Raw genomic sequence first — 23,028 nt, 5'->3', positions numbered from 1 at the left:
CCCGGTCGCGCGGCGCATTTCGGCCTTATCCATGTTGCCCATCCGGTGCATCCGCCGCGGCCCCCTTGAGTCGCGTCAGACCCAGATCCCCGAGGATCGCATAGAACGCCGGCAGGACGATCAACACCAGGATCGTCGAGGAAAACAGCCCGAACACCACCGAAATCACAAGCGGTTTCAGGGTTTGCGCTTGGGTGCTGCGCTCCAGCAGAAGCGGGATCAGCCCCATCATCGTGGTCGAAACCGACATCAGGATCGGGCGGAACCGCTCACGGCTGGCGCGACCGGCGGCGATTGCCAGATCCACCCCCGCAAGCGCGTGGCGCTTGATGACCTGAACCAGCAGGATCGCGTTGTTGACCACGATTCCCGCCAGCGAGGCGGCACCGATCAGCGATGGCATCGAGATGTTATACCCCATGACCAGATGGCCCAGGATCACGCCGATGAACGCCAGCGGAATCGACAGCATCACGATCACCGGTTCGACGTAACTGCGGAACTGGAACGACAGGATGACATAGATCCCGATCAACCCGATCAGGAACCCCCGCAGGATCGACGCGACGGTTTCGGCCGAATTGGCGGTCTGCCCGCCGATCTGATAGCTCAGCCCCGGCACGCTGGCCGCCAGCCGGGGCAGGAACGTCGTGTTCAATTCGGCAACGATCGCGTCGGCGTTGCCGATCCGGGTGTCGACGTCGGCCTGCACCGTCACCGTGCGCTTTCCGTTCACATGGGCGATTCGCGACCAGCCGCGCGCCTCGTCGAGGCGTGCAACGGTGGACAGCGGCACGTTCTTGCCATCGGGCAGGGCGATGGTGAAATCCTGCAGGTCGTCGCGCGAATCACGATCGCCGGCGGCTTGCTCCAACTGGATTTCGTGGCTGATGTCGCCGTTCTGGACCGTGGTGATCACCCGCCCCAGAAAGGCCGCGCCCAGCTGATCGGCCACATGGCGCGCCGTCAGGCCCAGTGATGTCGCCCCTTCGGCCAGGTGCACCCGCAGTTCGGGTTTGCCGGGGCGCAGGTCGTGTGTGGCATTGAACACGCCGGCATAATTTTCCGTCTCGGCCTGAAGCGTTTTGGCGGCCCGGGCCAGGATATCCAGATCGGGGCCGGACAGGCGGATCTCGATCGCGATGCCTTGCGGCCCCAGGCCAGGCTCGGTCAGCAGGATCGCCAGGGCGCCCGGCACCGACCCGATGGCATCGCGCCACATGGTCGTGATTTCATCCAGGGTGACGGTGCGACTCTCGGCGCTCAGCAGGTCGGCCGAGATCGTCGCGACATGGGGCCCGGATTCGCCCGCCGTCGCATTCTGGTTGAACCGCAATTGCACGGTTTTCACCAGTGGCCCACCATCCGGTTGATCGGGGGTCAGGGCCGTGTCGATCTGGGTCAGCGCCGCGACCACCTGATCCGCGACAGCACTGGTGCGGGCCAGGGGTGTGCCGTGGGGCATCAGGATGCGCGCCTCAAGGACATCGCCGTCAATCGCCGGGATCGCCTCGCGTTTGACATAGCCGCCGCCCATCAATCCCACCGTGACGATCAGCAGGGCGATGGTCAGGCCGGTCACCAGGTAACGGCGCCGGATCGCCATATCGGCCATGGCACCGATCCGCTTTTCGCGAAAGCTCTCGAACCGGCGGTCGAACCCGGCCCGAAACCGCGACGGCGGCTTGTCGGCGCCCGTCAGCGCGTGTTTCAGGTGATGCGGCAGCACCCAGAACGCCTCGACGATGCTGGCGGCAAGGGCCGCGATCAGAACCAGCGGAACGACTTCGAGAACGGCGCCAAGTTCACCGGCCAGAAACGCCAGCGGGCCGAACACCGCGATGGTCGTGGCGAACGACGACAGGACGCCCGGCATCACGGCCAGCGTGCCCTGCACCGCGGCCTCGATCGGCGATTTGCCCAGGGCGGCTGTTTCGGCAATCGAATCGGTGATGACGATCGAATCGTCCATCACGATGCCGATGGCCATCAGCAGCGCGACAAGCGTCATCATGTTCAGTGACAGACCCTGCAACGCCATGGCCGCGAAGGCGCCCAGAAACGCCACGGGCAGGCCGACCGCCGCCCAGATCGCGAAACCGGGGCGGAAGAACAGGCTCATGACCGCGATCACCAGGACCAGGCCGATGGCACCGTTCTGCACCAGCATCACAAGGCGGTCTCGCACGATGCTGGTCATGTCCGACACGATTTCCAGCCGCACCGCGTCGGGCAGGGTGGCGCGTTCGTCTGAAACCAGATCCTCGACCTGGTCGAACACCTGTAGCGCGTCGGCGTCCAGCGCCTTGTCGACGCGAAGGAAAACGGCCCGCTGCCCGTCAAGGAACGCGCGCTCCTCCTCGGGGGTATAGGTTTCGGTGATCGTCGCGATCTGCCCCAGCGACAGTTCGGCGCCGTTCGGATGCGACAGGATGACCAGTTCGGCCAGACCTGCCGCGTCGCGTCGTTCGTCGGTGAACCGCAGGCTGATCTCGCGATCCCCGGTTTCAAGACTGCCCAGCGGTCGATCGATGCTTTGGGCGGCGATCTGTCCGGCCAGTTCGGAAACCGTGAGTCCGTGCTGTTCCATAACCGCCCGCGGCACCGTGATGCGGAATTGCCGGGTGCCGAAACCCGACGTCGACACCTTGGCCACGCCGGGCAGGGCCGAAAGCCGGTCCTGCAACGCCGCGCCATACCGTTCCAGGTGCGCCGGCGGCAGATCGCCGGCGATGGCCACCGACGTGACGGCATCGGTGCGATGCAGTTCACGCACGATGGCGGGATCGGCCTCGGCGGGGAAATCATCGACGGCGGTGACTTCGGTGCGCAGGTCGTTGATGAAACGGGCGTTGTCGCCTGCCGGATCCATCGTCGCCACGGCGCGGGCCACGCTGTTTTGCGCGGTGCATTCGAGTTCGCCCAGGAATTCGACGCTTTCCACCGCGTCCCAGATGCGCCGACAGATCGCGTCTTCGACCTCTTCCGCCGTAGCGCCGCGATATTTCACGCTGATTTCCGCCTCGACGGGGCGAAAATCGGGAAATGTCTCGCGTTTGAGGGTCGGAGCCGCGAAGACACCTGCGGCAAGGATCAGCACAAGCACCAGATTGGCCGCGGTCGGGTGTGCGGCGAACCAGCGGATCATTCCGCGACCTCCGCCACGGTCACGATCGTGCCGGGGATCGCGGGCATCAGATCGTCCAGGATCACCTCATCGCCCGGTGCGATCCCGCTGGCGATGATGGCCTGGCCGTTCTGGCGCCACGATACCGCGACCTCGCGCAGGGCCAGGCGCCCATCGGCATCGCGCAGATAGACCAGGTCGCCGCCGTGCACGGCGCTTTCGGGGATGGTGATGCTGGTGGTTGCGGCGGGCGCCTCGAACATCACCTCGACATACATGTTCGGCACCAGCGGCAGGCGCAGGGGCGGATTGGCCCCGGCATAGGGGTTGTCCACCGTCACGACGGCAGGAACCGCCCGCGCCTGGGGGTCCAGTGCGCTTTCGACACGGGCGACGCGCCCCTCCCACGTCTGGGCCGGGTCCGAGACAAGCCGCACCGTGGCCGAGATCTGGTCGAACCTTGCGGGCAGGGCCGCGGGGATCACCGCGGCGTCACTGCCATCCCCGCCAAGCAGGCGGCGAAACGCGCTGAGCGGAACCTGCGCCGTGATCTCGGCCTGTCCGGTATCGTCGGCCGTCACCAAGGGCTGACCGGCACCGACGAACTGGTGGCGTTCCACATGCACCGTGCCGACGCGCAGATCGAACGGAACGACGATGTCGGTCTTTTCAAGATCGCGACGCGCGCGGGACAGAAGCGCCTCGGTGCGCAACATCTGTGCATCCAGGCGCTTGCGTCGGCTGGGAATCAGCCCGAGGGCGTTCTGCAATTCGGTCACGACACGGCGCACCTGCAACGTGGCGCGTTCCTGGCCGTCGACCGCCGATTGCGACGCGACACCGCGCGACACCAGATCGCGCACCCGTGTCAGTTCGGTTTCGCTGAGGTCCAGTCGGGATTGTTCCAGCGCCAGCAATCGTTCGGTATTGGCTTCGTCGATCTCAAGCTGGCTGATGTCGGCCTGCAACGCGGCCAGATCGGCTTCGGCCTGGGCCACTGCCAGCTCATAGGTGGTGGCGTCGATTTTCAGCGCCACCGTCCCCGCGACCAGCACGTTGCCGGTGTCGAGATCGGGATGCCGCCAGACGATGGTGCCCGCGACTTCCGAGATCGCCTCCCAACTGCGGGCAGCGCGCACGTTGCCATAACCGCGCACCACGGTCGGCAACGCCGCCTTCTGCGCCGTGATGGTTCGCGCCACGACGCTGCGTTCCTGGACATCCGTCCGCGCCGGCGGCTCGGCCGTGGACATCAGCCAGGCGGCGACGCCGATTCCGATGGCGATGGGCGGGAGCAGACGAAAACCGCGGTGGAGTTTCAAAACGTGGCACCTCGCCTCTGGACGGGACGACGGCGATCCCGAAGAAACCTCCAGGGGCCGAAACCTGCCGCGATCGCGATCAACGCCCGACGGCGGGCTGATGCGCCCCAAAAGATAGTGATCGATTACTATCAGTCCTGCGCGATGGCGGCAACGCCATTCCACCGCGGCGCGATTTGCCGCAGCCTCAACCGGCTGAGCCGTTTTTCATATTGTGAGGGAAGGGAAGGGAAGCCAGGCCAGCCGCGGCACGGCCGGTTGTGGCCGAGGGCGCCGGCGCGCCCCCGGATCGTACAGGGCCGGTGAATTCAGCTGTGGCCGAGCCGTTCCAGGCGCGCGGCGCGCAGCCGCTCGAAATCGTCGCCCGCGTGATACGAGGACCGCGTCAGCGGCGTGGCCGAAACCATCAGGAAGCCCTTGCCATAGGCCGCCTTTTCATACGACGCGAATTCCTCGGGCGTCACGAAGCGGTCGACGCGGTGGTGTTTCGGGGTCGGTTGCAGGTATTGGCCGATGGTCAGGAAATCGATGTCGGCGGCGCGCATGTCGTCCATGACCTGTTTCACCGCCTGCGCGTCCTCGCCAAGGCCGACCATGATGCCGGATTTGGTGAACATCGCGGGATCCAGTTCCTTGACCCGTTGCAGCAGGCGCAGCGAATGGAAATAGCGCGCGCCGGGCCGCACCTCGGGATAGAGGCCCGGCACCGTTTCCAGGTTGTGGTTGAACACGTCGGGCCGCGCCTCGACGACCTTTTCAAGGGCCTCGGGGGCGCAACGGATGAAATCGGGTGTCAGGATCTCGATCGTCGTGCCGGGGGCCTGGCGGCGCACGGCGCGGATCGTCTGGGCGAAATGTTCGGCGCCGCCGTCTTCCACATCGTCGCGGTCGACCGATGTGATGACGACATGCTTCAGGCCCAGTTTCTTGACCGCGTCGGCCACGCGGCCGGGTTCGAACACGTCCAGCGCCTCGGGCGGCTTGCCGGTGGCGACGTTGCAGAAGGTGCAGGCGCGGGTGCAGACCTCGCCCATGATCATCATCGTCGCGTGACCCTGCGACCAGCATTCGCCGACGTTGGGACAGCCCGCTTCTTCGCAGACCGTGGTCAGCTTGTGCTCGCGCATGATGTTGCGGGTCTTGTGATAGCCTTCGCCGCTGGGCGCGCGGGCGCGGATCCACTTGGGCTTCTTGGGCTGAACGTTGTCGGGGCGGCGCGCCTTTTCGGGATGGCGCTGGTCGGGAATCTTGATGTCGCGGGGGCTCATATGGGGGCGGCTCCTGTGCGGGACGTGGTGTGGTTATAGGCGGCGCGCGCGGCAATGTCCAAGGGGCGCAAGGTCGCGGCAATCCGGCCATGCAGCACGCGCATGACCATCATTGCAGGAACCCGCCGAAGGTCGCGCGCAGCAGATCGACGGTGTCGGCGGTGTTGGCCGACAGCAGGGTTCCGGTGCGCCGGGTCGCATCGTAACGGCTGCCGTCCATCATCGCGGTATGCCCGCCCGCCTCGCGCACGCACAGATCGCCGGCGGAGTGATCCCAGGCGTGGATGCCGCCGTTCACCAGGAAATCGACCCGACCCTGGGCAAGCAGCCGGTATTCATGGCACGAACAGCGAAACGTGGTGGTGCGTCGAAAGCCCAGCATCGCGGTGGCGGCGGCAGGGCGGGCCTGTTCGGGAAACATGAACACCGGCACCAGGCCGGTCATGTCCGCCATATCGGCGGGGGGTGATACCGAAAGACGCCGGGGCGGGACGCCGTCGCGGCAGAACCATGCACCACCGCCGGGCCGTGCCATGATCCAGTCGTCCATCACCGGATCGTACAGCAGCCCGAAGATGCACCGCCCCCGCACCGTCACCGCGAGGATGACCCCGAAGACGGCGATCCCGCTGGCAAAGTTCCAGGTGCCGTCCACCGGGTCGAGGATCACCACCAGATCGCCGCCGATCCGGTCCAGAACGGCGGCGTCTGCGCTGACCGCTTCCTCGCCGACAATCCGGGCTGCGGGCAGGATCGCCCGCACCCCGGCGCTCAGCGCGATTTCGGCGGCGGTATCCGCCTCGGTGACCAGATCGTCGGGGGTCGTCTTGCGCGCGATGTCGCCATGGCCGAGGTTGCGGAATCGCGGCATGATCTCGGTGCGTGCGACATCCCGAACCAGCGCGATCAGCGCGTCTTCCGTCTTGCGCGGCAGGTTGTCGTCGGCCATGGTCTTCGCACTCCTGTCTGTCCGCGCAGACCCTAGCGGGCGCGCGAACGACCGGCAATGCGGCTCAGCCGATCATCGGGCCGAGTTTGCCTTCGACCTCATCGAAATAGCGGCGCAGGCGTTGCAGCGCGATCCGCAACACGATCTTGCCCGAGCGTGCGGCCCATCCCATGCGCCGCTCGACGGTTTCCATGCCCTCAAGCTGACAGCAGCACCGCAGCACCACATCGGCCAGTCCCGGTCCCAGATCGAACAGCGCCCGCGCCACCCGGATGCGGGCCATGTCGGCGCCCGGCGACATCAGCGTGCGACCATCCGGCACAGGCAGCATTTCACCGACGGTCGGTGCGATCCCGGCGCTTTGTGCCAGTTCGAAATCCTCGCGCAGACGTTCCGCCGCGCTGACCAGCGTCTCCGACAGGAACGGCGCGCCGTCCGGCCCCTTGCGGCGCGACAGCGCCAGCACCGGGCTTTCGGGCAATCCGTAGCGCACCCGCCCGGTACCGCGCGACGGGCCCGACGTTGCGCCCGAGCGGGCAGGGTTGCCGGCGTCCAGCATCCGTGTCAGCGCCGCGCGTCCCTTGGCGGTGATCACATAGCGCGTGATCTTGCCGTCGCGCTGGACGACGATCCAGCCCTTCAGCGCCATCGCCTCGGCGTCGGGGCGATGGACGATGGCGGTGCGCACCGTCTGTCCGTCGGCCGCCTCGCGCACGACGACGGCGTTTTCCATGCCATCGGCAATGGCCAGGCAGGCACCGGGTTCGGCCAGGCGGCGCAGGACGCGCTTTGCCTCACGCTCGAACGCGCCGGGGTTCGGGCCGCCGATGCCCTCGGTCGCCGTCGATAAAGGTGCCGCGTCCGGTTCGGTGTCGCGGCCGCCCATCGCCTTGGTTTCAATCCCGCCTGCGCCAAGCCGGCGCAGCGCCAGATCCACCAACGGATCGTCACGCCGCTGTTCGACCCGTCGCACACGACGCAGCACCGTCGAGGCATGGCAGCCTTCCGCGCGGGCCAGCGCACGGATCGACGTGCCCTGTTCGGTGTGCGCCAGATAGACGCGCGCCGCCGATGGTACCCAGTCAGGCATCGCCGCATCCGTGGTTTTAGTCAGCATCAATACGTCCCCTATACAGATGCCGGACGTGCGGCTTTGTTAACCTTATTTCGTCCGGCAGAAACAATCCTTGGTTGTAAGAGTTAGATCTTCGTTAACGAAGTATCTGAAAATCAACAATCCTATCAATTCGTAAACAAATTTGAGAATGACCGAACGCTGTTCCGCCAAAAGCGCAACGCACGCCAGGGTTGTGTGAGTATCGTTTCTGCAAACTCACACAGCCAAGGAAGCGACCCGATGAACCTGCGCCCTGTTTCGATCCTGAGTGCCCGTCCGGCCAACCGCACAGCGCTGGGCGACTTGCGTCGTCCCCGTCTGTTGATCCGTGCGGCCCGCCATGCGTTGACCGAGTATGACCGGCAACGGGGGCTGGCGCGGATCTTCGACGACAGCCGCGAACAGGCGACGTGTGACCTTCTCGGATCGTTGATCGTGCGCGAGGCCGAAATGGACAGAAGCCGGCTTGCCGGCGAAGCGGGCTACAGCGTGTCGCGCCACATCGAGGTTCTGGTCGCGCTCATGGCCGAGGCGCGCCAACAGGCGGCCGAGGACCAGGGCGCGCCGATGCACCCGTGACACGCGGCCGCGAAACGGTGTTGCGGCCAGCGGGTTTACTGCCCGCCCGGCAGGACCTTCAGATAATCGGCGATGGCCAGGCGGTCCGCGTCGGGCAGTTGCGAGATCTTGTCGACCACCGCGACCATTTCACCGCCGACGGTGTCGTAATCGGGGGTGAAACCGCTGGTCAGGTATTCCACGATTTCATCGCGCGACCACGTCAGGTGTGCCGGGGTGATGCCGGGGATTCGCCCCTCGCCGGCCGGGTTCGGCGCCCCGCCCAGCCAGTCGGCCGTATCCGGCCCGCCCAGCAGGTTGCGCGGCGTGTGGCAGGCGCCGCAATGGCCCAGCGCCTCGACCAGGTAGCGTCCCCGTGTCTCGCTTTCGTCGAGCGTGCCCTCGACGACCCAATCCTCCGACACGAACAGCAACTTCCAGCCGCCCAGCAGGCGGCGGATGTTGAACGGAAACCCGACGTCGTGGGGCCGTGACGGCGTCGCATCCTCGGGCAGGGTGCGCAGATAGGCGACTAGGTTCAGGATGTCGCCCGTGTCGGCCTTGATATAGCTGTCATAGGGGAACGCCGGGTAATAATGCGCGCCCTCGGGTGAAATGCCGCGCTGGATCGCATTGACCAGCTGGATGTCCGACCAGCTGCCGACGCCCGCCGTAAGGCTTGGCGTGATGTTGGGCGCATGGAAGGTGCCGAACGCCGACGTGAACGCCTGGCCCCCCGACAGGACCGGCCCGCCCTCGGGTGTCTCGGCGCCCGGTGCCACATGGCACGAGGCACAGCCAGCAGCCGCGAAGACCTGCGCGCCCGCCTCGGCGTCGCCTGAAAGACCGTTCAGCGCCGCGGCGTCCATCGGGTCGGGCCGGGTCACCAGCCAGAAGACAGCGGAACCGGCAACGAGAAGAAAGATCAGCCAGCGCAGGAATGGGGGCATGAGAACGTCCTTTGCAGTGTTGTTACCGCATCATAGCGGGAACCGCCGCCGATGTGTCGAAAATCGCCCCTAGGGCATCGGGATGCGGCGCCCCTGGGGCTGACGGCTGAGGGCATCGGGCCAGCCGATGAAATGCTCGATCGCGACGATGACCAGGCAGATCGCGATCACCCCCAGCACCAGCTTGACCCGCCCGGGCGAGGGCGGATTGCGCGCCCAGCGTGACGCGCGCAGAAGCCAGTGCAGGTTCACCTGCTCTCGTCCGCGAACCGGACCTTGCCGATATAGGGCAGGTTGCGGTTGCGCTGGGCATAGTCGATGCCATAGCCGACGACGAATTCGTCGGGGATTTCAAAGCCGGTCCAGGTGGCGCGGATATCGACTTCGCGGCGCGTCGGCTTGTCCAGCAGGGCGATGGTTTCCAGGCGCCGCGGCTCGCGGTTGGCCAGCATCCGGGTGACGTGATGCAGCGTGAAGCCGGTGTCGACGATATCCTCGACCACCAGAACGTCACGCCCGCCGATTTCGCCGCGCAGATCCTTCAGGATCCGCACCTCGCGGCTGCTTTCAGTCGAATCGCCATAGCTGGAGGCTTCCAGGAAATCGACCTCGACGTTCATGTGCAGCTCGCGCACGAGGTCGGCGATGAACACGAAGGACCCGCGCAGCAGCCCGACCACCACCAGTTTTTCGGTGTCGCCGAAATGCGCTTCGATCTCGCGGGCCAGGCTTTCGATCCGGGCGGCAATGGATTTGGCCGAGATCATCTGGTCTATGGCATACGCCGGTTGCGCCATGACGCCCCCTTGATTTTACTCGCTCCATGACCGACATCGGCCCGGACGCACAAACACAGATATGATATGCCGACACATCACGAAACCCGAAAGCTGCCTTACACCGCGCAACAGATGTATGATCTGGTGGCAGACGTCGGGAGATATCCGGAATTTCTGCCGTGGTGTTCGGCCGCCCGGGTGCGCGAGACGCATCCGATCGACGGCGGCACGGTGATGGAGGCCGATCTGGTCATCTCGTTCAAGGTGTTCCGCGAAAGATTCGCCAGCCGCGTCACCCTCTGGCCCGACGACATGAAGATCGACACCGAATATCTGGACGGCCCCTTCAAGCACATGATTTCCAAATGGGCGTTCCGAGATCTGGACGGCAAGGGGTGCGAGGTCGAGTTCTTCGTCGATTTCGAATTCCGCAACCGGATCCTGCAAAAGGCCGCTGGCGTCTTCTTCAACGAGGCGATGCAGCGGATCGTGCGCGCGTTCGAGCGCCGCGCGACCCAGCTGTACGGCTGAGGGTTCGCACCGCAAGTTCGCGTCGTCAGAGATGTTCCAGCAGCAGGTGCAACGCCTGCCGCACGCTGCGACGCCGAACGTTGGTGCGCCCCAGCGGTCCGAAATCGCAGGTCTGCGTCACCGTGTCGCGTCCGCTGCGCGCCACACCGAAACAGACACGCCCTTCGGGCTTGGCGTCCGATCCGCCCGGCCCGGCGATTCCCGTGATCGAAACCGCCAGTTGCGCGGCGGACCGGGCCAGCGCGCCATCGGCCATTTCACGCGCCACCGCCTCGCTGACCGCGCCGTGGGTGGCCAATGTGGCCTGCGACACGCCCAGCATGTCGGTCTTTGCGGCGTTCGTATAGGTCACGAACCCCCGATCGAAGATGTCCGACGATCCGGGCACATCGGTGATCGCCCCCGCAACCAGCCCGCCGGTGCAGCTTTCGGCAGTGGCGATCATCACGCCGGCGGCGCGGGCACGGGCAAGAAGGGTTTCGGCCGGATCGCTCACACCATCAGCCCGTGGGCAATCGCGGCGGCCGCCACCACGACGACGGCGGCAAGAAGACCGGCGATCACATCGTCCAGCATCACGCCCAGCGCATCATCACGCCGGTCGGCCCAGCCGACGGGGCCGGGTTTCCAGATATCGAACAGCCGGAACATCAGGAAGGCGACGACCCATCCGGGCCAGAGCCGTTCGGGCGCGGCCCCCATCATCGTCGCTCCGAACGCCACCGGCAGCAGGGCGACCCACTGGCCCGTCACCTCGTCGACGACGATTTCCGAGGGGTCGTGGTTTGCCTTGCCCGCCGTTTCGGCCCGGGTGGCCCACAACCCCGCCGCAAAGACCACGCACAGCAGGGCGATGAACAGGTAAACCCCGCCCAGGGTCAGGATCGCCCAGGCCAGCGGCAACGCCGCCAGCGACCCCCAGGTGCCCGAGGCCGGGCGCAGGTGGCCGATGCCGCCGACGGTGGCGATCATGTGCGATGCTCTCATGCCGAATCTCCGCTGCCGATCAGGGTAACATTGGCCAGCGCCGCGATCCCTTCGCCGCGCCCGGTAAAGCCCAGCCGTTCCGAGGTTGTCGCCTTGACGCTGACCCGGTCGGGGGCAAGGTCCATCAGCCGCGCCATTTCGGCAATCATCGCATCGGCATGGGGGCCGATCTTGGGGTGTTCGCAGATCAGCGTGCAATCGACGTTGCCGACCCGATACCCCCGCGCACTGGCCAGATCGACGGCATGGCGCAGGAAGATTTCGGACGCCGCGCCCTTCCATTGCGGATCGGACGGCGGGAAATGGCGGCCGATGTCACCGGCCGCCAGCGCGCCATAGATCGCATCGGTCACCGCATGCATTCCCACATCGGCGTCGGAATGGCCCAGCAATCCGTGGCTGTGCGGGATGGCGACACCGCACAGCATCACGTGATCCCCGGCGCAGAAGGCATGCACGTCAAAGCCGTTTCCGGTGCGGATATCCATATCGTTCTCCAACAGGCGGGCAGCGCGGGCAAAATCGCCGGGCGTGGTGATCTTCAGGTTGTCTTCATCGCCCTCAACGATCGCAACTTCAAGCCCCGCGGCGCGCGCCACCTCGACATCGTCGGCGGCGCCCCCGGGGTGGGCGCGGTGCGCCGCGGCAATGGCGGCATAGTGAAACCCCTGCGGCGTCTGGGCACGAAACAATCCGCTGCGATCCTGGGTGCCCACCACCCGACCATCGGCGCCGCGCCACAACGCGTCGCTCAGCATCACGGCAGGCGCGGCGCCGGGGTGCGTGTCGAGCGCGCCGATCACCCGTGCGATCAGCGCCGCCGATACCAGCGGGCGCGCCACGTCATGGATCAGCACGCGGTCGATCCCGCAGCCCTCCAGCGCGTCCAGCCCGGCGCGCACGCTGGCGTCGCGGGTTGCGCCGCCGCTGACACAGCGCGCGCCGAACGGGGCCGCAACGGAATCGCCCAGCACCCGGTCGTCGGGGTGCACCACGAGAACCCGATGTGTGATCGCCGGGATGTCCGCGAATGCGGCAAGGGTGCGCGTCGCGATCAGCTGCCCGGCCAGCGAACGCCACTGTTTCGGCACCCCGCCGCCCGCACGGCTGCCTCGTCCGGCGGCCACCACGACCACACCGATGGCGGGCGCCGACCCTGTTTTCTGGTTCATGGCCATTCCCCTCGATCACCCCGGTCACGACTTTGCCCAAGGCGTAAGGTGTGACAAAGACTTGCACCACATCGAATTGACGCTGATTTTTTAGGCAGTCGCGGTTTGATGCGGCAAATGATGGTGGCGATGGCGGCGATCGCGTTGCTTTCGCCGTGAGATCGCTTAACTCGTGAAGCGATCCTTCGAACCCACAGGCAGATCCCATCCCGTGACGCATCTCGCGCTTGATCCTCCGGTGCTTCTGGCGCCCATGGCCGGCATCACCGACCTGCCGTTCCGCCGGCTGGTGGCGCGATTCGGAGCCGGCCTCGTGGTGTCGGAAATGGTCGCGAGCCAGGAGATGGTCCAGGCCCACCGGGGCATGCGTGCCAAGGCCGAGCTGGGCTTCGGCGATGCGCGCACGGCGGTGCAGCTGGCCGGCCGCGAGGCGCATTGGATGGCCGAGGCCGCGCGCATGGTCGAAGCGAACGGCGCGGCGATCATCGACATCAACATGGGCTGCCCGGCGAAACGGGTGGTGAACGGATACTCGGGCTCGGCCCTGTTGAAGGATCTGGATCACGCCATGGGTTTGATCGAGGCGGTGGTCGGCGCCGTGTCGGTGCCCGTGACGCTGAAGACGCGGCTGGGCTGGGACGATGCGCTGATGAACGCGCCCGATCTGGCGCGCCGGGCGGAAGCCGCGGGAATCGCGATGATCACGATCCACGGGCGCACGCGGTGCCAGTTCTACAAGGGCCGGGCGGATTGGGCCGCGATCCGCGCGGTGGTCGATGCGGTGTCGATTCCGGTGATCGCTAATGGCGACATCTGCACTGCCGCCGACGCCGGTGCCGCACTGGCCGCCAGCGGCGCGCATGGTGTGATGGTTGGCCGTGGCGCACAGGGACGGCCCTGGCGGCTGGCCCGGATTGCCGCGTCGCTGGCGGGCGACCGGGTGCCCGACGCGCCGTCGGGCGCCGCGCTGGCCGATCTGGTGGCCGAACATCACGATGGGGTGCTGTCGTTCTATGGCGCCGAACTGGGCGCGCGGGTCGTGCGCAAGCATCTGGGCTGGTACATGGACGCCGCCGGCACCGGCGCCGATCTGCGCCGCCGGGTGCTGACCGCGCCGACGCGCGAGGTGCGCGCGCTGATTCCAGACGCCATGGCGGGGCAGGGCCGGGCGGATGCCGCATGACGGCCGCGCTCGACACGCTCTGGGCGTCGCTTCCCATGCCGGCGCTGCTGCTGGATCCTGCCGACACCATCGCCGAGATCAACCCCGCGGCCGAGCTGTTCCTGAACGCCTCGGCCCGGTCCCTGCGCGGCGCGCCCGTGTTCGACCGGCTGGCCATCGACGCGCCGCTGGAGCAGGCGTTCAGCCGCGTGCGTCGCGACCATGGCGCCCTGTTCATCAACACGGTCGATATCGGCACCGGCCATGCGCCGCCGGTCCAGTGCAACCTGCAACTGGCGCCGATGGTAGGGATGCCGGGGTTCGTGTTGCTGACGATGGAGCCGCGCCAGATCGCCGACCGGCTGGGTCAGGCGCACAAGGTCAAATCGTCGGCCCGCTCTGCCATCGGCATGGCGGAAATGCTGGCGCACGAGATCAAGAACCCGCTGGCCGGGATCACCGGCGCCGCCCAACTGCTGTCGATGGGACTGTCGGGGGGCGATCTGGAGTTGACCGACCTGATCGTGATGGAAAGCCGGCGGATCGTGGCGCTTTTGGATCAGGTCGAACAGTTCGGCAACCTGCGCCCGCCGATCCGGCGCGCCATCAACGTGCACGACCTGCTGGATCGCTGCCGCAAGACCGCCATGGTGGGGTTCGCGGGCCACATGCGGATCATCGAGGATTACGACCCCTCGCTGCCGCCCACCCACGTGGACGCCGACCAGATGATGCAGGTGTTCCTGAACCTGATCCGCAATGCCACCGACGCCGCCGGCGCCGGGGGCGGCCGGATCACCCTGCGCACCTTTTACGATGTATCGCTGCGCCTGCGTCGCGCCGACGGAACCGGCGGAGCGTTGCCGCTTCAGGTCGAGGTGATCGACGACGGACCCGGCCTGCCGCCCGAGATCGCCGCCGATATTTTCGAACCCTTCGTCTCGGGCCGGGTCAATGGCACGGGATTGGGCCTGGCACTGGTCAGCAAGATCGTGTCGGACCATGATGGCTGGCTGAACGTGGCCTCGGCGCCGGGGCGCACGGTGTTCCGGATCTCGCTGCCGATCGCGCCGAAGGCGGCGATCGCCGACATGGGCTGAGCTGAACAAGGATCGAAGCACGATGGATGGAACAATACTTGTCGCCGACGACGACCGGACGATCCGCACGGTCCTGACCCAGGCGTTGACGCGGGCGGGCTGCAAGGTGCATGCGACATCGTCCATGGTGACGCTGATGCGCTGGATCGAGGAGGGCAAGGGCGATCTGGTGATCTGTGATGTCATCATGCCCGACGGCAACGGGATCGAGGCGCTGCCGAACATTGCCATCCAGCGCCCCGGCCTGCCGGTGATCGTGATTTCGGCCCAGAATACCATCATGACCGCAATCCAGGCCGCCGAGGCCGATGCCTATGATTACCTGCCCAAGCCCTTCGATCTGCCCGACCTGATGAAGCGGACGGCGCGCGCGCTCGAGATGAAGCGCCGCGCGCCAACGACGAAAGCCGATCAGGCGAGAGAGCCGGCCGACGACCTACCGCTGGTCGGGCGGACCCCGGCCATGCAGGCGCTGTATCGTCTGATCGCACGAGTGATCAACGCCGATCTGACGGTGTTGATTACGGGCGAATCGGGCACCGGAAAATCGCTGATCGCGCGCGCGATCCACGACTTTTCCGACCGTCGGGCGCAGCCGTTCGTCGTTGCGGGCGCCGCCGATCTGGCATCGGCCGAAAGCGCCGGGCAATTCATCAGCCGTGCTAAGGCCGGTTCGATCCTGTTCGACGAGGTGGGCGATCTGAACGATGACGCACAGGCGCTGATCGTCCGTGTGCTGGATCGGCTGGGCGAGGATGCACCGCGAATCATGGCCACGTCCCAGGGCGATCTGGCCCATCGCATGGAAAACGGCGGCTTCCGGCCCGACCTGTTCTATCGGCTGGGGGGCGTCACGCTCAGCGTTCCGTCGCTGCGTGACCGGATCGATGATATCCCCTTGCTGAGCGAGCATTTCCTGGCGCGCGCGGATCGCGATGGCGCGGGCGTGCGGGTGTTTTCCGACGACGCCATGGATCTGATGCGCGGCTACAGCTGGCCGGGGAACGTCCGCCAGCTTGAAAACACCGTGCGGCGGATCATCGTGACCGGTGTCGAGGAAACGATCGGGCGTGCCGAGGTCGAGACCGTGCTGGGCAACCAGCCGGCGATGGAGCCGATGGCGAACGGGCGGGGGCACGACAAGCTGTCGGATTCGGTCGCGCGACACCTGAACCGGTATTTCGACCTGCACGGTGGCCTGCTGCCGCCCCCCGGCCTGTATCAGCGGATCCTGCGCGAGGTCGAGGCGCCGATGATCGAAATCGCCCTGGATGCGACCGGTGGAAACCAGGCGAAATGCGCCGATCTTCTGGGCATCAACCGGAACACCCTCAGGAAGAAAATCACCGAACTCGATATTCGCGTGACACGGCGCCGCAAGTTGATGTAAAACCGCAACATAAATGTGGCCATTCGGTGTCAGCCGAAGTGAGACCACCAAATAGAGCGGTTCGTCGCGCAAAGCGACACATCAACTAGGGGGTTTACCCGTGACAGGGCGTGTCCGCACGGTCACTTGGGAGAAATTGGCGCGTTTGCGCCGGCTCCGACGTGTGCGCAATCTTGCGACCTTCGGGTTGGTGGTCCTCGGGCCGGTGCTGGCGCTGTCTACATTTCTGGTGCTCGGCCCGCTGGATCGCGGCGATTCAGCGCTGACGCTGCGGCTCGTCCTTCTGGCCGACCTTGTCTATGTCCTGGTGGTGGCGGCGCTGGTGCTGGGGGCGCTGGCGCGGATGATCGCGGCGCGGCGGGCGCAATCGGCCGGCTCGCGGCTGCACCTGCGGCTGACGGGAGTGTTCGCCCTGATCGCGCTGATCCCGACGGTGACCGTGGCGATCTTCGCCGGCCTCACCGTCAATGTCGGGCTCGAGGGGTGGTTTTCCGACCGGGTGCGCAACGTGGTCGGTGCATCGCTGGCCGCCGCCGAAGCCTATGAGGAAGAACAGCGACGGGATCTGCGCACCGACACCGAGGCGCTGGCGGCATTCCTGACATCGGCGCGCAGCAATTCGTTTCAGATTTCCGACGGCGAGATGCGACAGCTGCTCGGCCAGGGCCAAAGCCGCATCCAGCGTGGCCTCAGCGAAGCCTTCGTGATCGACAGCAACGGCGAAATCCGCGCGCGCGGCGAACGCTCGTACCTGTTCGACTATGAAAAGCCCGATCCCGAGGCCATCGCTCAGGCCGACACCGGCGAAACGGTCGTCATCGAGGCCTGGGCGGTGAACGAATTCCGCGCGCTGAAACGTCTCGACGGGCTGGGCAACCGGTTTCTCTATGTCAGCCGGGACGTGGACGGTGAAATCCTATCGCTGCTGGACGACACCCAGCAAACCGTGCGTCTTTACAATCAGTTGGAGAATGAACGCGGTCGCATCCTGTTCGAATTCGGGCTGGTTTACCTGGGGTTTGCGGTGATCCTCATCCTCGCGGCGATCTGGCTGGGGCTGTGGTTTGCCGAGCGGCTGTCGGGTCCGGTGGGCCGGCTGGCGGGCGCGGCACAGCGCGTCGGCGCCGGCGATCTGGACGTGCGCGTGCGCGAGGAACAGGGCGACGACGAAATCGCCATGCTGGGCCGTATCTTCAACCAGATGACCAAGCAGTTGAAAGGCCAGCGCGAATCGCTGTTGGCGACGAACGATCAGATCGAACGGCGACGCCGATTGTTCGATTCCGTCCTGTCATCGGTGACAGCGGGCCTTGTCGGGCTGGATGAAAAGGGGCGCGTGACCTTCGTGAACCGGTCGGCCGAACGGCTGTTGCAGCTGCAAGAAGGCGAGGAACAGGCCGTGGCTCTGTCGGTGGTCGTGCCCGAGTTTGGCGCGCTGTTCGAAAAGCTGCGCCAGAACCCCCGTGTCGACGTGATGCAGGAGGAGATCAAGGTCGCCCGCGCCGGCAAGCTCGAGTCGCTGTTGGTCCGGGTGTCGACGCGGCGCGCCGAAACTGGCCGCCTGGAAGGATATGTCGTCGCGTTCGATGACGTGACCGATCTGGTCGCGGCCCAACGCATGGCCGCCTGGGGCGACGTTGCCCGCCGCATCGCCCACGAGATCAAGAACCCGCTGACCCCGATCCAGCTTTCGGCAGAACGTATAAAACGCAAGTTTGCCAAGCGTCTGGACGATGAAGATGCCAAGTCACTTGAGCAATATACGGATGTGATCGTGCGCCAGACCGGTGACCTGCGCCGGATCGTCGATGAGTTCTCGAAGTTCGCGCGCATGCCCGAACCCGACCGGCGCACCCACGACATCGCCAAGCTGTTGCGCGACGTCGTGACCTTGCAGGATGCGGGCCAGAACGGTCTGACCCTGCACGCCGAGATCCCCGATCAACCCGTGTGGGCCGACTTCGACGCCACCATGTTGAACCAGGCGTTCACGAACCTGATCAAGAACGCGGGTGAAGCGATTGAAACATATTCGGAAAACGGCGTTCCCGACGGGTATTCGCCGCAGATCAGGGTGTCGATGACCACCGATGCCCATGATGTCGTGATCTCGATCTCGGACAACGGCAGCGGCTTGCCGGAAGATCGCGCGCGCCTGTTCGAACCTTACGTGACGACGCGCTCGGAAGGCACGGGCCTCGGCCTGCCGATCGTCAAGAAAATCATCGAGGAGCATGGCGGCATCTTCACGCTGGGCGACGCCGAACCGTTCGGCGACACCGCTCACGCGGGGGCACGGGCCGACATTCGACTGCCACGGCTGAGCGACGCCGACGCCGTGGATCAAGGGGAAGTTGCATAATGACGAGGAGTTTCAGCTGATGGGCGATATTCTTATTATCGATGACGAGCGGGACATCCGCGAACTCATTTCCGACATCCTGAAGGACGAGGGGTATACGACGCGCCTGGCGGCCACCTCGGACGAATGTCTGGCGCAGATCGCGGCCGAGGTGCCATCGCTGATGATCCTGGATATCTGGCTGAAGGACAGCCAGATGGACGGGATCGACATCCTGAAGGCGACCAAGCGCGATCATCCGGGGGTTCCCATCATCATCATTTCGGGCCACGGCAACGTCGAGATCGCCGTCGCGGCGATCAAGCAGGGCGCCTATGACTTCATCGAGAAACCCTTCAACATCGACCAGTTGACCGTTGTGATCGGTCGCGCGATGGAAGCCTCGCGCCTGCGCCGCGAAAACACCGAACTGAAACGCCGCGACGGCACGGTGGCCGAGATGATCGGATCAAGTTCCGCGTTCAAGGCATTGAAATCGAACCTCGACAAGGTCACGAAATCCAACGGTCGGGTGATGCTCAGCGGCCCGGCGGGCAGCGGCAAGGAAGTCGCCGCGCGCTATATCCACGCCAATTCCAACCGTGCCGGCGCGCCCTTCGTCACCGTCAGTTCCGCCAGCATCGAGCCCGAGCGGATGGAGGATGTTCTGTTCGGGCGCGAAAGCCCCGAGCGCGGGATCGAACCCGGCCTTCTGGAACAGGCCGACGGCGGGGTGCTGTTTTTCGACGAAGTGGCCGACATGCCGCTGGGCACCCAATCCAAGATCCTGCGCGTGCTGGTCGATCAATCGTTCACCCGGGTTGGCGGCGCGGAAAAGATCAAGGTCGATCTGCGCGTGATCTCGTCGACCACCCGCGACCTTGCCACCGAGATCGAGTTGGGCCGCTTCCGCCAGGAGCTGTTTCATCGGCTGGCCGTGGTGCCCATCGCCGTGCCCGCGCTGGACGAGCGGCGCGAGGATATTCCCGAGCTGGCCGAACATTTCATCGCCGGGTTCAACAAGGCGCAGGGCCTGCCGTTGCGTGCGCTCAGCGATGAAGCGGTGGCGCTGTTGCAGACCATGCTGTGGCCCGGCAACGTGCGCCAGTTGAAGAACGTGATGGAGCGCGTGCTGATCCTGGGGGGGGAAAAGGGCGATATCGCGGCCAGCGAACTTCCCGGCAACGAAACCCCGCAGGATACCGAAGGGCGGGTCGTGCTGTCGGGTTCATTGGCGACGCTGCCGCTGCGCGAGGCGCGCGAGTTGTTCGAACGCGAATACCTGCTGACTCAGATCAACCGGTTCGGCGGGAACATCTCGCGCACGGCGTCGTTTGTGGGAATGGAACGCTCGGCCCTGCATCGCAAACTGAAGTCGCTGAACGTCGTGACATCCAACAAGCAGGGCAACCGCATCGCCCATATCGAGGACGCAGAAAGCTGATCCCATGACGTTGACCGACCGACGCATCACCATCGAAGGGCGCACCGTGGCCTACGGCGATGCCGGATCCGGCGGGCCGGTGCCGTTGGTGTTGTTGCACGGCGCGGGGTTCGACCGGGCCGATCCGACGTGGCGCGCGACGTTCGAGGCGTTCAAGACCACGCGCCGGGTCGTGGCCCCCGACCTGCCGGGACATGGCGACAGCGAAGGCTTTGGCGTGCCCCATGACATCGCGCGTCTCGGCCAGTGGCTGATCGCCTTCATGGATGCGTTGGGAATCGAACGTGCCGATCTGGCCGGCGAATCCATGGGTGGTGGGATTGCGTTGTGGATGGCGCTGGAACATCCCGCGCGCGTGCGTCGCCTGACGCTGGCGGGATCCTACGGCATGATGGACCGGATGCCGTTTCACCGGCTGGCCGACCCTGTGCGCAGGTCGGGCGCGCTGGCGTTGGCCTACAAGGCCGCTGAAAATCCGGTCGTGGCGCGCGCCGCGCTGGGGTTCAGCCATGGCGGCCGCGTCCCCGTGCACAAGGACGACGTGAACGAGTTGCGGCGCGAGGCCCGCGATCTGTCCGAGCGGCGCACCTTCGACGATTTTCTCGTCGGCGAACTGGACGGCACCGGTGTGCGCAGCGATTTCACCGCCCGCCTTGGTGAATTGCAAATGCCGGTCATGCTGGTTCACGGCCTGTCGGATCGGGTCATCTCGGCCGACTACGCCCGCCATGCCGCGACCCTGATCCCGGATGTGCGGTTGCACCTGATGGAAACCGGCCATTGGCCCATGCGCGAGCAACCCGAGACGTTCATCGCGTTGCTGCATGAGTTTCTGGGCGATCAACCCGACGTCGTGACGGCGAACAGATAGCCATCGGCGCCGCGCACGGCGCAGGTGTTCGGCCCCAGCGGCGGCAGCGTCTTGGGCGCACGCGCCAGAACCGTGTCGCGGGCGGATTGCGGGCACATCGGGATTTCGACCGCGCGATAGCCGCGGGCCGCCATGCACTGTGTTATGACGCGGTTGCGCAATCCGGCGTTGGCGTCATAGGAATAGGTCTCGCCGCCCAGAACATCGCCACCGACGATGCGGCATGCCGTGCCCGCGCTGTTGCAGATCCGGCGCACGGGCGTCACCGTGACCGGCGTGCTGCGGATCTGGGTGTTTGCCGGCACGCGGTTGACGCCCTGAACCTGGCACTCGGTCAGGTCGGCATTCAGTTGCGCCACCGCGGCCCCGTCCTTGTAGAACCCGCGATAGGGCACACAGGCCGACAGGACCGTTGCCGCCAGAATCAGGCAGGCCGCACCACGCATGGGCCGCATTGCGCCAAGGTTTGCCATTGCGTCTGCTTCTCCCTATTGCCATGAAGAACGGGCGATTGGCGGAAGCGTTTCACCGATTGCGCGCCTTGTCCAGCAGGGTTCGCGGCACCAGCGGAGAGCGGCATGAAAATCATCATCTGTGGGGCGGGCCAGGTGGGATGGCAAATCGCCAAACATCTGTCGGGCGAACGCAACGACGTCACCGTGGTCGACAACAACGCCGACCTCGTGCGTCGCGCGACCGACACGCTGGACGTGCAGGGCATCGCCGGCCATGCGTCCTATCCCGACGTGCTGGACCGGGCCGGGGCGCGTGACGCCGACATGGTGATCGCCGCGACGTTTTCGGACGAGGTGAACATGGTCACCTGCCAAGTGGCCCATTCGGTATTTTCCGTGCCGCGAAAGATCGCCCGCCTGCGCGCGCAATCCTATCTGACGGCGATCTATTCCGACCTTTACCGGCGGGACCACATGCCCATCGACGTGGTCATTTCACCCGAGAAGGAAGTGGCCGAGGCCGCGTTGCGCCGTCTTGCCGCGCCCGTCGCCTTCGACACCCAGAGTTTTCTGGGCGGCCAGGCCCAGCTTCTGGGGATTTCGCTGGGCGAGGATTGCCCGGTCCTGAACACGCCGCTGCGCCAGTTGACCGACCTGTTCTCGACCCTGCGCGCCCTGGTGATCGGCGTGCGGCGCAGCGATCGGCTGTTTGCGCCGGGTGCCGCGGACCAGCTTTTCGTCGATGACCAGATCTATGTCATGGTCCACCGCGAGGACGTGAAGCGCGCGCTCGAGATCTTTGGCAAGGAGGTCACGCGCCAGCACCGCGTCGTGATCATCGGCGGCGGCAACGTCGGCCTGTCCGTGGCGCGGCATCTGGAAAAACGCACCGAACGGGTGCGCGTCAAGGTGATCGAGCGCAACCGCCAGATCGCGGAACGCGCCGCCGATACGCTGGAGCGCACCATCGTGCTGCACGGCGACGGGTTGAACATGGAACTGCTGAACGAGGCCAGCATCAGCCGGGCCGACGCGGTCCTGGCGGTCACCGACGACGACAAGACCAACGTCCTGGCCGCCGTGCGGGCCAAGGCGGCGGGGTGCAAGATGGCGATCTGCCTGGTCAACGACCCGACGCTGCATTCGCTGATGGGGCCGCTGGACATCGACGCCTTCATCAACCCACGCTCGACCACGGTCAGTTCGATCCTGCGCCATGTTCGCCAAGGGCGGGTGCGCGGCGTCTATTCGATCGGTGACGCCGAGGCCGAGGTGATCGAGGCGCAGGTGCTGTCGACCTCGCCCATTTCGGGCCAGTTGGTGCGCGACATCGACTTCCCCGAAGGGGCGCTGGTCGGGGCGGTGCAGAAGGGTGACAAGGTCATCACGCCCACCGGATCGACCCGGATCGAGGAGGGCGACGTGATCGTGCTGTTCGCCATGGCCAAGGACGTCCCCGAGGTCGAGCGGCTTTTCCAGGTCGGCATCGACTTTTTCTGAAAAGG

The 23,028-nt window shown here is 65.9% G+C and carries 21 protein-coding genes; 9 read left to right on the top strand and 12 right to left on the bottom strand.

Annotation, left to right across the window (positions count from 1 at the left end):
• Positions 1 to 25: 25 nt before the first annotated feature.
• The 5 genes from CFP68_RS01170 to CFP68_RS01150 form a co-directional block, all read right to left on the bottom strand.
• Positions 26 to 3,148 carry an efflux RND transporter permease subunit gene (locus tag CFP68_RS01170; RefSeq protein ID WP_099823598.1) on the bottom strand — a complete coding sequence of 1,041 codons (3,123 nt, stop codon included), beginning with the start codon at positions 3,146 to 3,148 and terminating at the stop codon, positions 26 to 28.
• Positions 3,145 to 4,449, bottom strand: coding sequence for an efflux RND transporter periplasmic adaptor subunit (locus tag CFP68_RS01165; RefSeq protein ID WP_099823596.1), 1,305 nt, complete (start codon positions 4,447 to 4,449; stop codon positions 3,145 to 3,147). Before CFP68_RS01165 ends, CFP68_RS01170 begins: the two co-directional genes overlap by 4 nt.
• A gap of 308 nt (positions 4,450 to 4,757) precedes the next feature.
• Positions 4,758 to 5,717, bottom strand: a complete 960-nt coding sequence (gene lipA / locus CFP68_RS01160) for a lipoyl synthase (RefSeq protein ID WP_099823594.1) — start codon at positions 5,715 to 5,717, stop codon at positions 4,758 to 4,760.
• Between the two features lie 109 nt (positions 5,718 to 5,826).
• A complete protein-coding gene (locus CFP68_RS01155) occupies positions 5,827 to 6,666 on the bottom strand; it encodes an inositol monophosphatase family protein (RefSeq protein WP_099823591.1) in 840 nt (279 codons plus the stop codon).
• A 64-nt stretch (positions 6,667 to 6,730) separates the two neighbouring features.
• Entirely contained in the window at positions 6,731 to 7,756 is a 1,026-nt protein-coding gene (locus tag CFP68_RS01150) for a DUF6456 domain-containing protein (RefSeq protein WP_099823589.1), read from the bottom strand.
• Between the two features lie 267 nt (positions 7,757 to 8,023).
• Between CFP68_RS01150 and CFP68_RS01145 the strand changes: the two genes are divergently transcribed.
• Positions 8,024 to 8,362, top strand: a complete 339-nt coding sequence (locus CFP68_RS01145; protein ID WP_099823587.1) for a DUF6477 family protein — start codon at positions 8,024 to 8,026, stop codon at positions 8,360 to 8,362.
• 35 nt (positions 8,363 to 8,397) lie between these two features.
• Here the strand turns inward: CFP68_RS01145 and CFP68_RS01140 are convergent, their stop codons facing one another.
• The 3 genes from CFP68_RS01140 to hpt all read right to left on the bottom strand — a co-directional run bounded on the left by CFP68_RS01140 (position 8,398) and on the right by hpt (position 10,088).
• Positions 8,398 to 9,291, bottom strand: coding sequence for a cytochrome c (locus CFP68_RS01140; protein ID WP_099823585.1), 894 nt, complete (start codon positions 9,289 to 9,291; stop codon positions 8,398 to 8,400).
• A 69-nt stretch (positions 9,292 to 9,360) separates the two neighbouring features.
• On the bottom strand, positions 9,361 to 9,543 hold the full coding sequence (locus CFP68_RS01135; protein ID WP_099823583.1) for a hypothetical protein: 183 nt from the start codon (positions 9,541 to 9,543) through the stop codon (positions 9,361 to 9,363).
• On the bottom strand, positions 9,540 to 10,088 hold the full coding sequence (gene hpt, locus CFP68_RS01130; RefSeq protein ID WP_099823581.1) for a hypoxanthine phosphoribosyltransferase: 549 nt from the start codon (positions 10,086 to 10,088) through the stop codon (positions 9,540 to 9,542). The genes CFP68_RS01135 and hpt overlap by 4 nt, the downstream gene beginning before the upstream one ends.
• Before the next feature lie 66 nt (positions 10,089 to 10,154).
• On the opposite strand from hpt, the gene CFP68_RS01125 reads away from it, so the two are divergent.
• Positions 10,155 to 10,601 (top strand): type II toxin-antitoxin system RatA family toxin, encoded by a 447-nt coding sequence (locus CFP68_RS01125; protein ID WP_099823579.1) that lies wholly within the window; start codon positions 10,155 to 10,157, stop codon positions 10,599 to 10,601.
• 25 nt (positions 10,602 to 10,626) lie between these two features.
• Here CFP68_RS01125 and CFP68_RS01120 read toward each other — a convergent pair whose 3' ends face one another.
• Genes CFP68_RS01120 through CFP68_RS01110 form a run of 3 tightly spaced genes read right to left on the bottom strand, consistent with a single transcriptional unit; the run spans position 10,627 to position 12,760 of the window.
• Complete coding sequence (locus CFP68_RS01120) at positions 10,627 to 11,097, bottom strand: CinA family protein (protein WP_277621449.1); 471 nt, start codon at positions 11,095 to 11,097, stop codon at positions 10,627 to 10,629.
• The gene (locus CFP68_RS01115) at positions 11,094 to 11,588 is read right to left on the bottom strand and encodes a phosphatidylglycerophosphatase A family protein (RefSeq protein WP_099823577.1); all 495 of its coding nucleotides are present in this window, start codon (positions 11,586 to 11,588) and stop codon (positions 11,094 to 11,096) included. The genes CFP68_RS01120 and CFP68_RS01115 overlap by 4 nt, the downstream gene beginning before the upstream one ends.
• The gene (locus CFP68_RS01110) at positions 11,585 to 12,760 is read right to left on the bottom strand and encodes a bifunctional 2-C-methyl-D-erythritol 4-phosphate cytidylyltransferase/2-C-methyl-D-erythritol 2,4-cyclodiphosphate synthase (RefSeq protein ID WP_099824165.1); all 1,176 of its coding nucleotides are present in this window, start codon (positions 12,758 to 12,760) and stop codon (positions 11,585 to 11,587) included. Before CFP68_RS01110 ends, CFP68_RS01115 begins: the two co-directional genes overlap by 4 nt.
• A gap of 211 nt (positions 12,761 to 12,971) precedes the next feature.
• On the opposite strand from CFP68_RS01110, the gene dusB reads away from it, so the two are divergent.
• The 6 genes from dusB (at position 12,972) to CFP68_RS01080 (ending at position 21,068) form a co-directional block, all read left to right on the top strand.
• Complete coding sequence (gene dusB / locus CFP68_RS01105) at positions 12,972 to 13,943, top strand: tRNA dihydrouridine synthase DusB (protein WP_277621448.1); 972 nt, start codon at positions 12,972 to 12,974, stop codon at positions 13,941 to 13,943.
• The gene (locus CFP68_RS01100; RefSeq protein WP_099823575.1) at positions 13,940 to 15,022 is read left to right on the top strand and encodes a two-component system sensor histidine kinase NtrB; all 1,083 of its coding nucleotides are present in this window, start codon (positions 13,940 to 13,942) and stop codon (positions 15,020 to 15,022) included. Before dusB ends, CFP68_RS01100 begins: the two co-directional genes overlap by 4 nt.
• 22 nt (positions 15,023 to 15,044) lie before the next feature.
• Positions 15,045 to 16,412 carry a response regulator gene (locus CFP68_RS01095; protein WP_099823573.1) on the top strand — a complete coding sequence of 456 codons (1,368 nt, stop codon included), beginning with the start codon at positions 15,045 to 15,047 and terminating at the stop codon, positions 16,410 to 16,412.
• A 100-nt stretch (positions 16,413 to 16,512) separates the two neighbouring features.
• Positions 16,513 to 18,774, top strand: a complete 2,262-nt coding sequence (locus CFP68_RS01090; protein WP_099823570.1) for a sensor histidine kinase NtrY-like — start codon at positions 16,513 to 16,515, stop codon at positions 18,772 to 18,774.
• A gap of 19 nt (positions 18,775 to 18,793) precedes the next feature.
• Positions 18,794 to 20,197: a nitrogen assimilation response regulator NtrX gene (ntrX, locus tag CFP68_RS01085; RefSeq protein ID WP_099823568.1), complete on the top strand. Its 1,404-nt coding sequence runs from the start codon at positions 18,794 to 18,796 to the stop codon at positions 20,195 to 20,197.
• A gap of 4 nt (positions 20,198 to 20,201) precedes the next feature.
• On the top strand, positions 20,202 to 21,068 hold the full coding sequence (locus CFP68_RS01080) for an alpha/beta fold hydrolase (protein WP_099823566.1): 867 nt from the start codon (positions 20,202 to 20,204) through the stop codon (positions 21,066 to 21,068).
• Here CFP68_RS01080 and CFP68_RS01075 read toward each other — a convergent pair.
• On the bottom strand, positions 21,038 to 21,541 hold the full coding sequence (locus tag CFP68_RS01075; RefSeq protein ID WP_099823564.1) for a hypothetical protein: 504 nt from the start codon (positions 21,539 to 21,541) through the stop codon (positions 21,038 to 21,040). The genes CFP68_RS01080 and CFP68_RS01075 overlap by 31 nt on opposite strands.
• Positions 21,542 to 21,646: 105 nt before the next feature.
• On the opposite strand from CFP68_RS01075, the gene trkA reads away from it, so the two are divergent.
• The gene (gene trkA, locus CFP68_RS01070) at positions 21,647 to 23,023 is read left to right on the top strand and encodes a Trk system potassium transporter TrkA (RefSeq protein WP_099823562.1); all 1,377 of its coding nucleotides are present in this window, start codon (positions 21,647 to 21,649) and stop codon (positions 23,021 to 23,023) included.
• The last annotated feature ends 5 nt before the right edge of the window (positions 23,024 to 23,028 follow it).

It is taken from the genome of Oceaniglobus indicus, from assembly GCF_002751875.1.
GTDB classification, from domain to species: domain Bacteria; phylum Pseudomonadota; class Alphaproteobacteria; order Rhodobacterales; family Rhodobacteraceae; genus Oceaniglobus; species Oceaniglobus indicus.
This window is presented reverse-complemented; position numbering and strand designations above follow the sequence as displayed.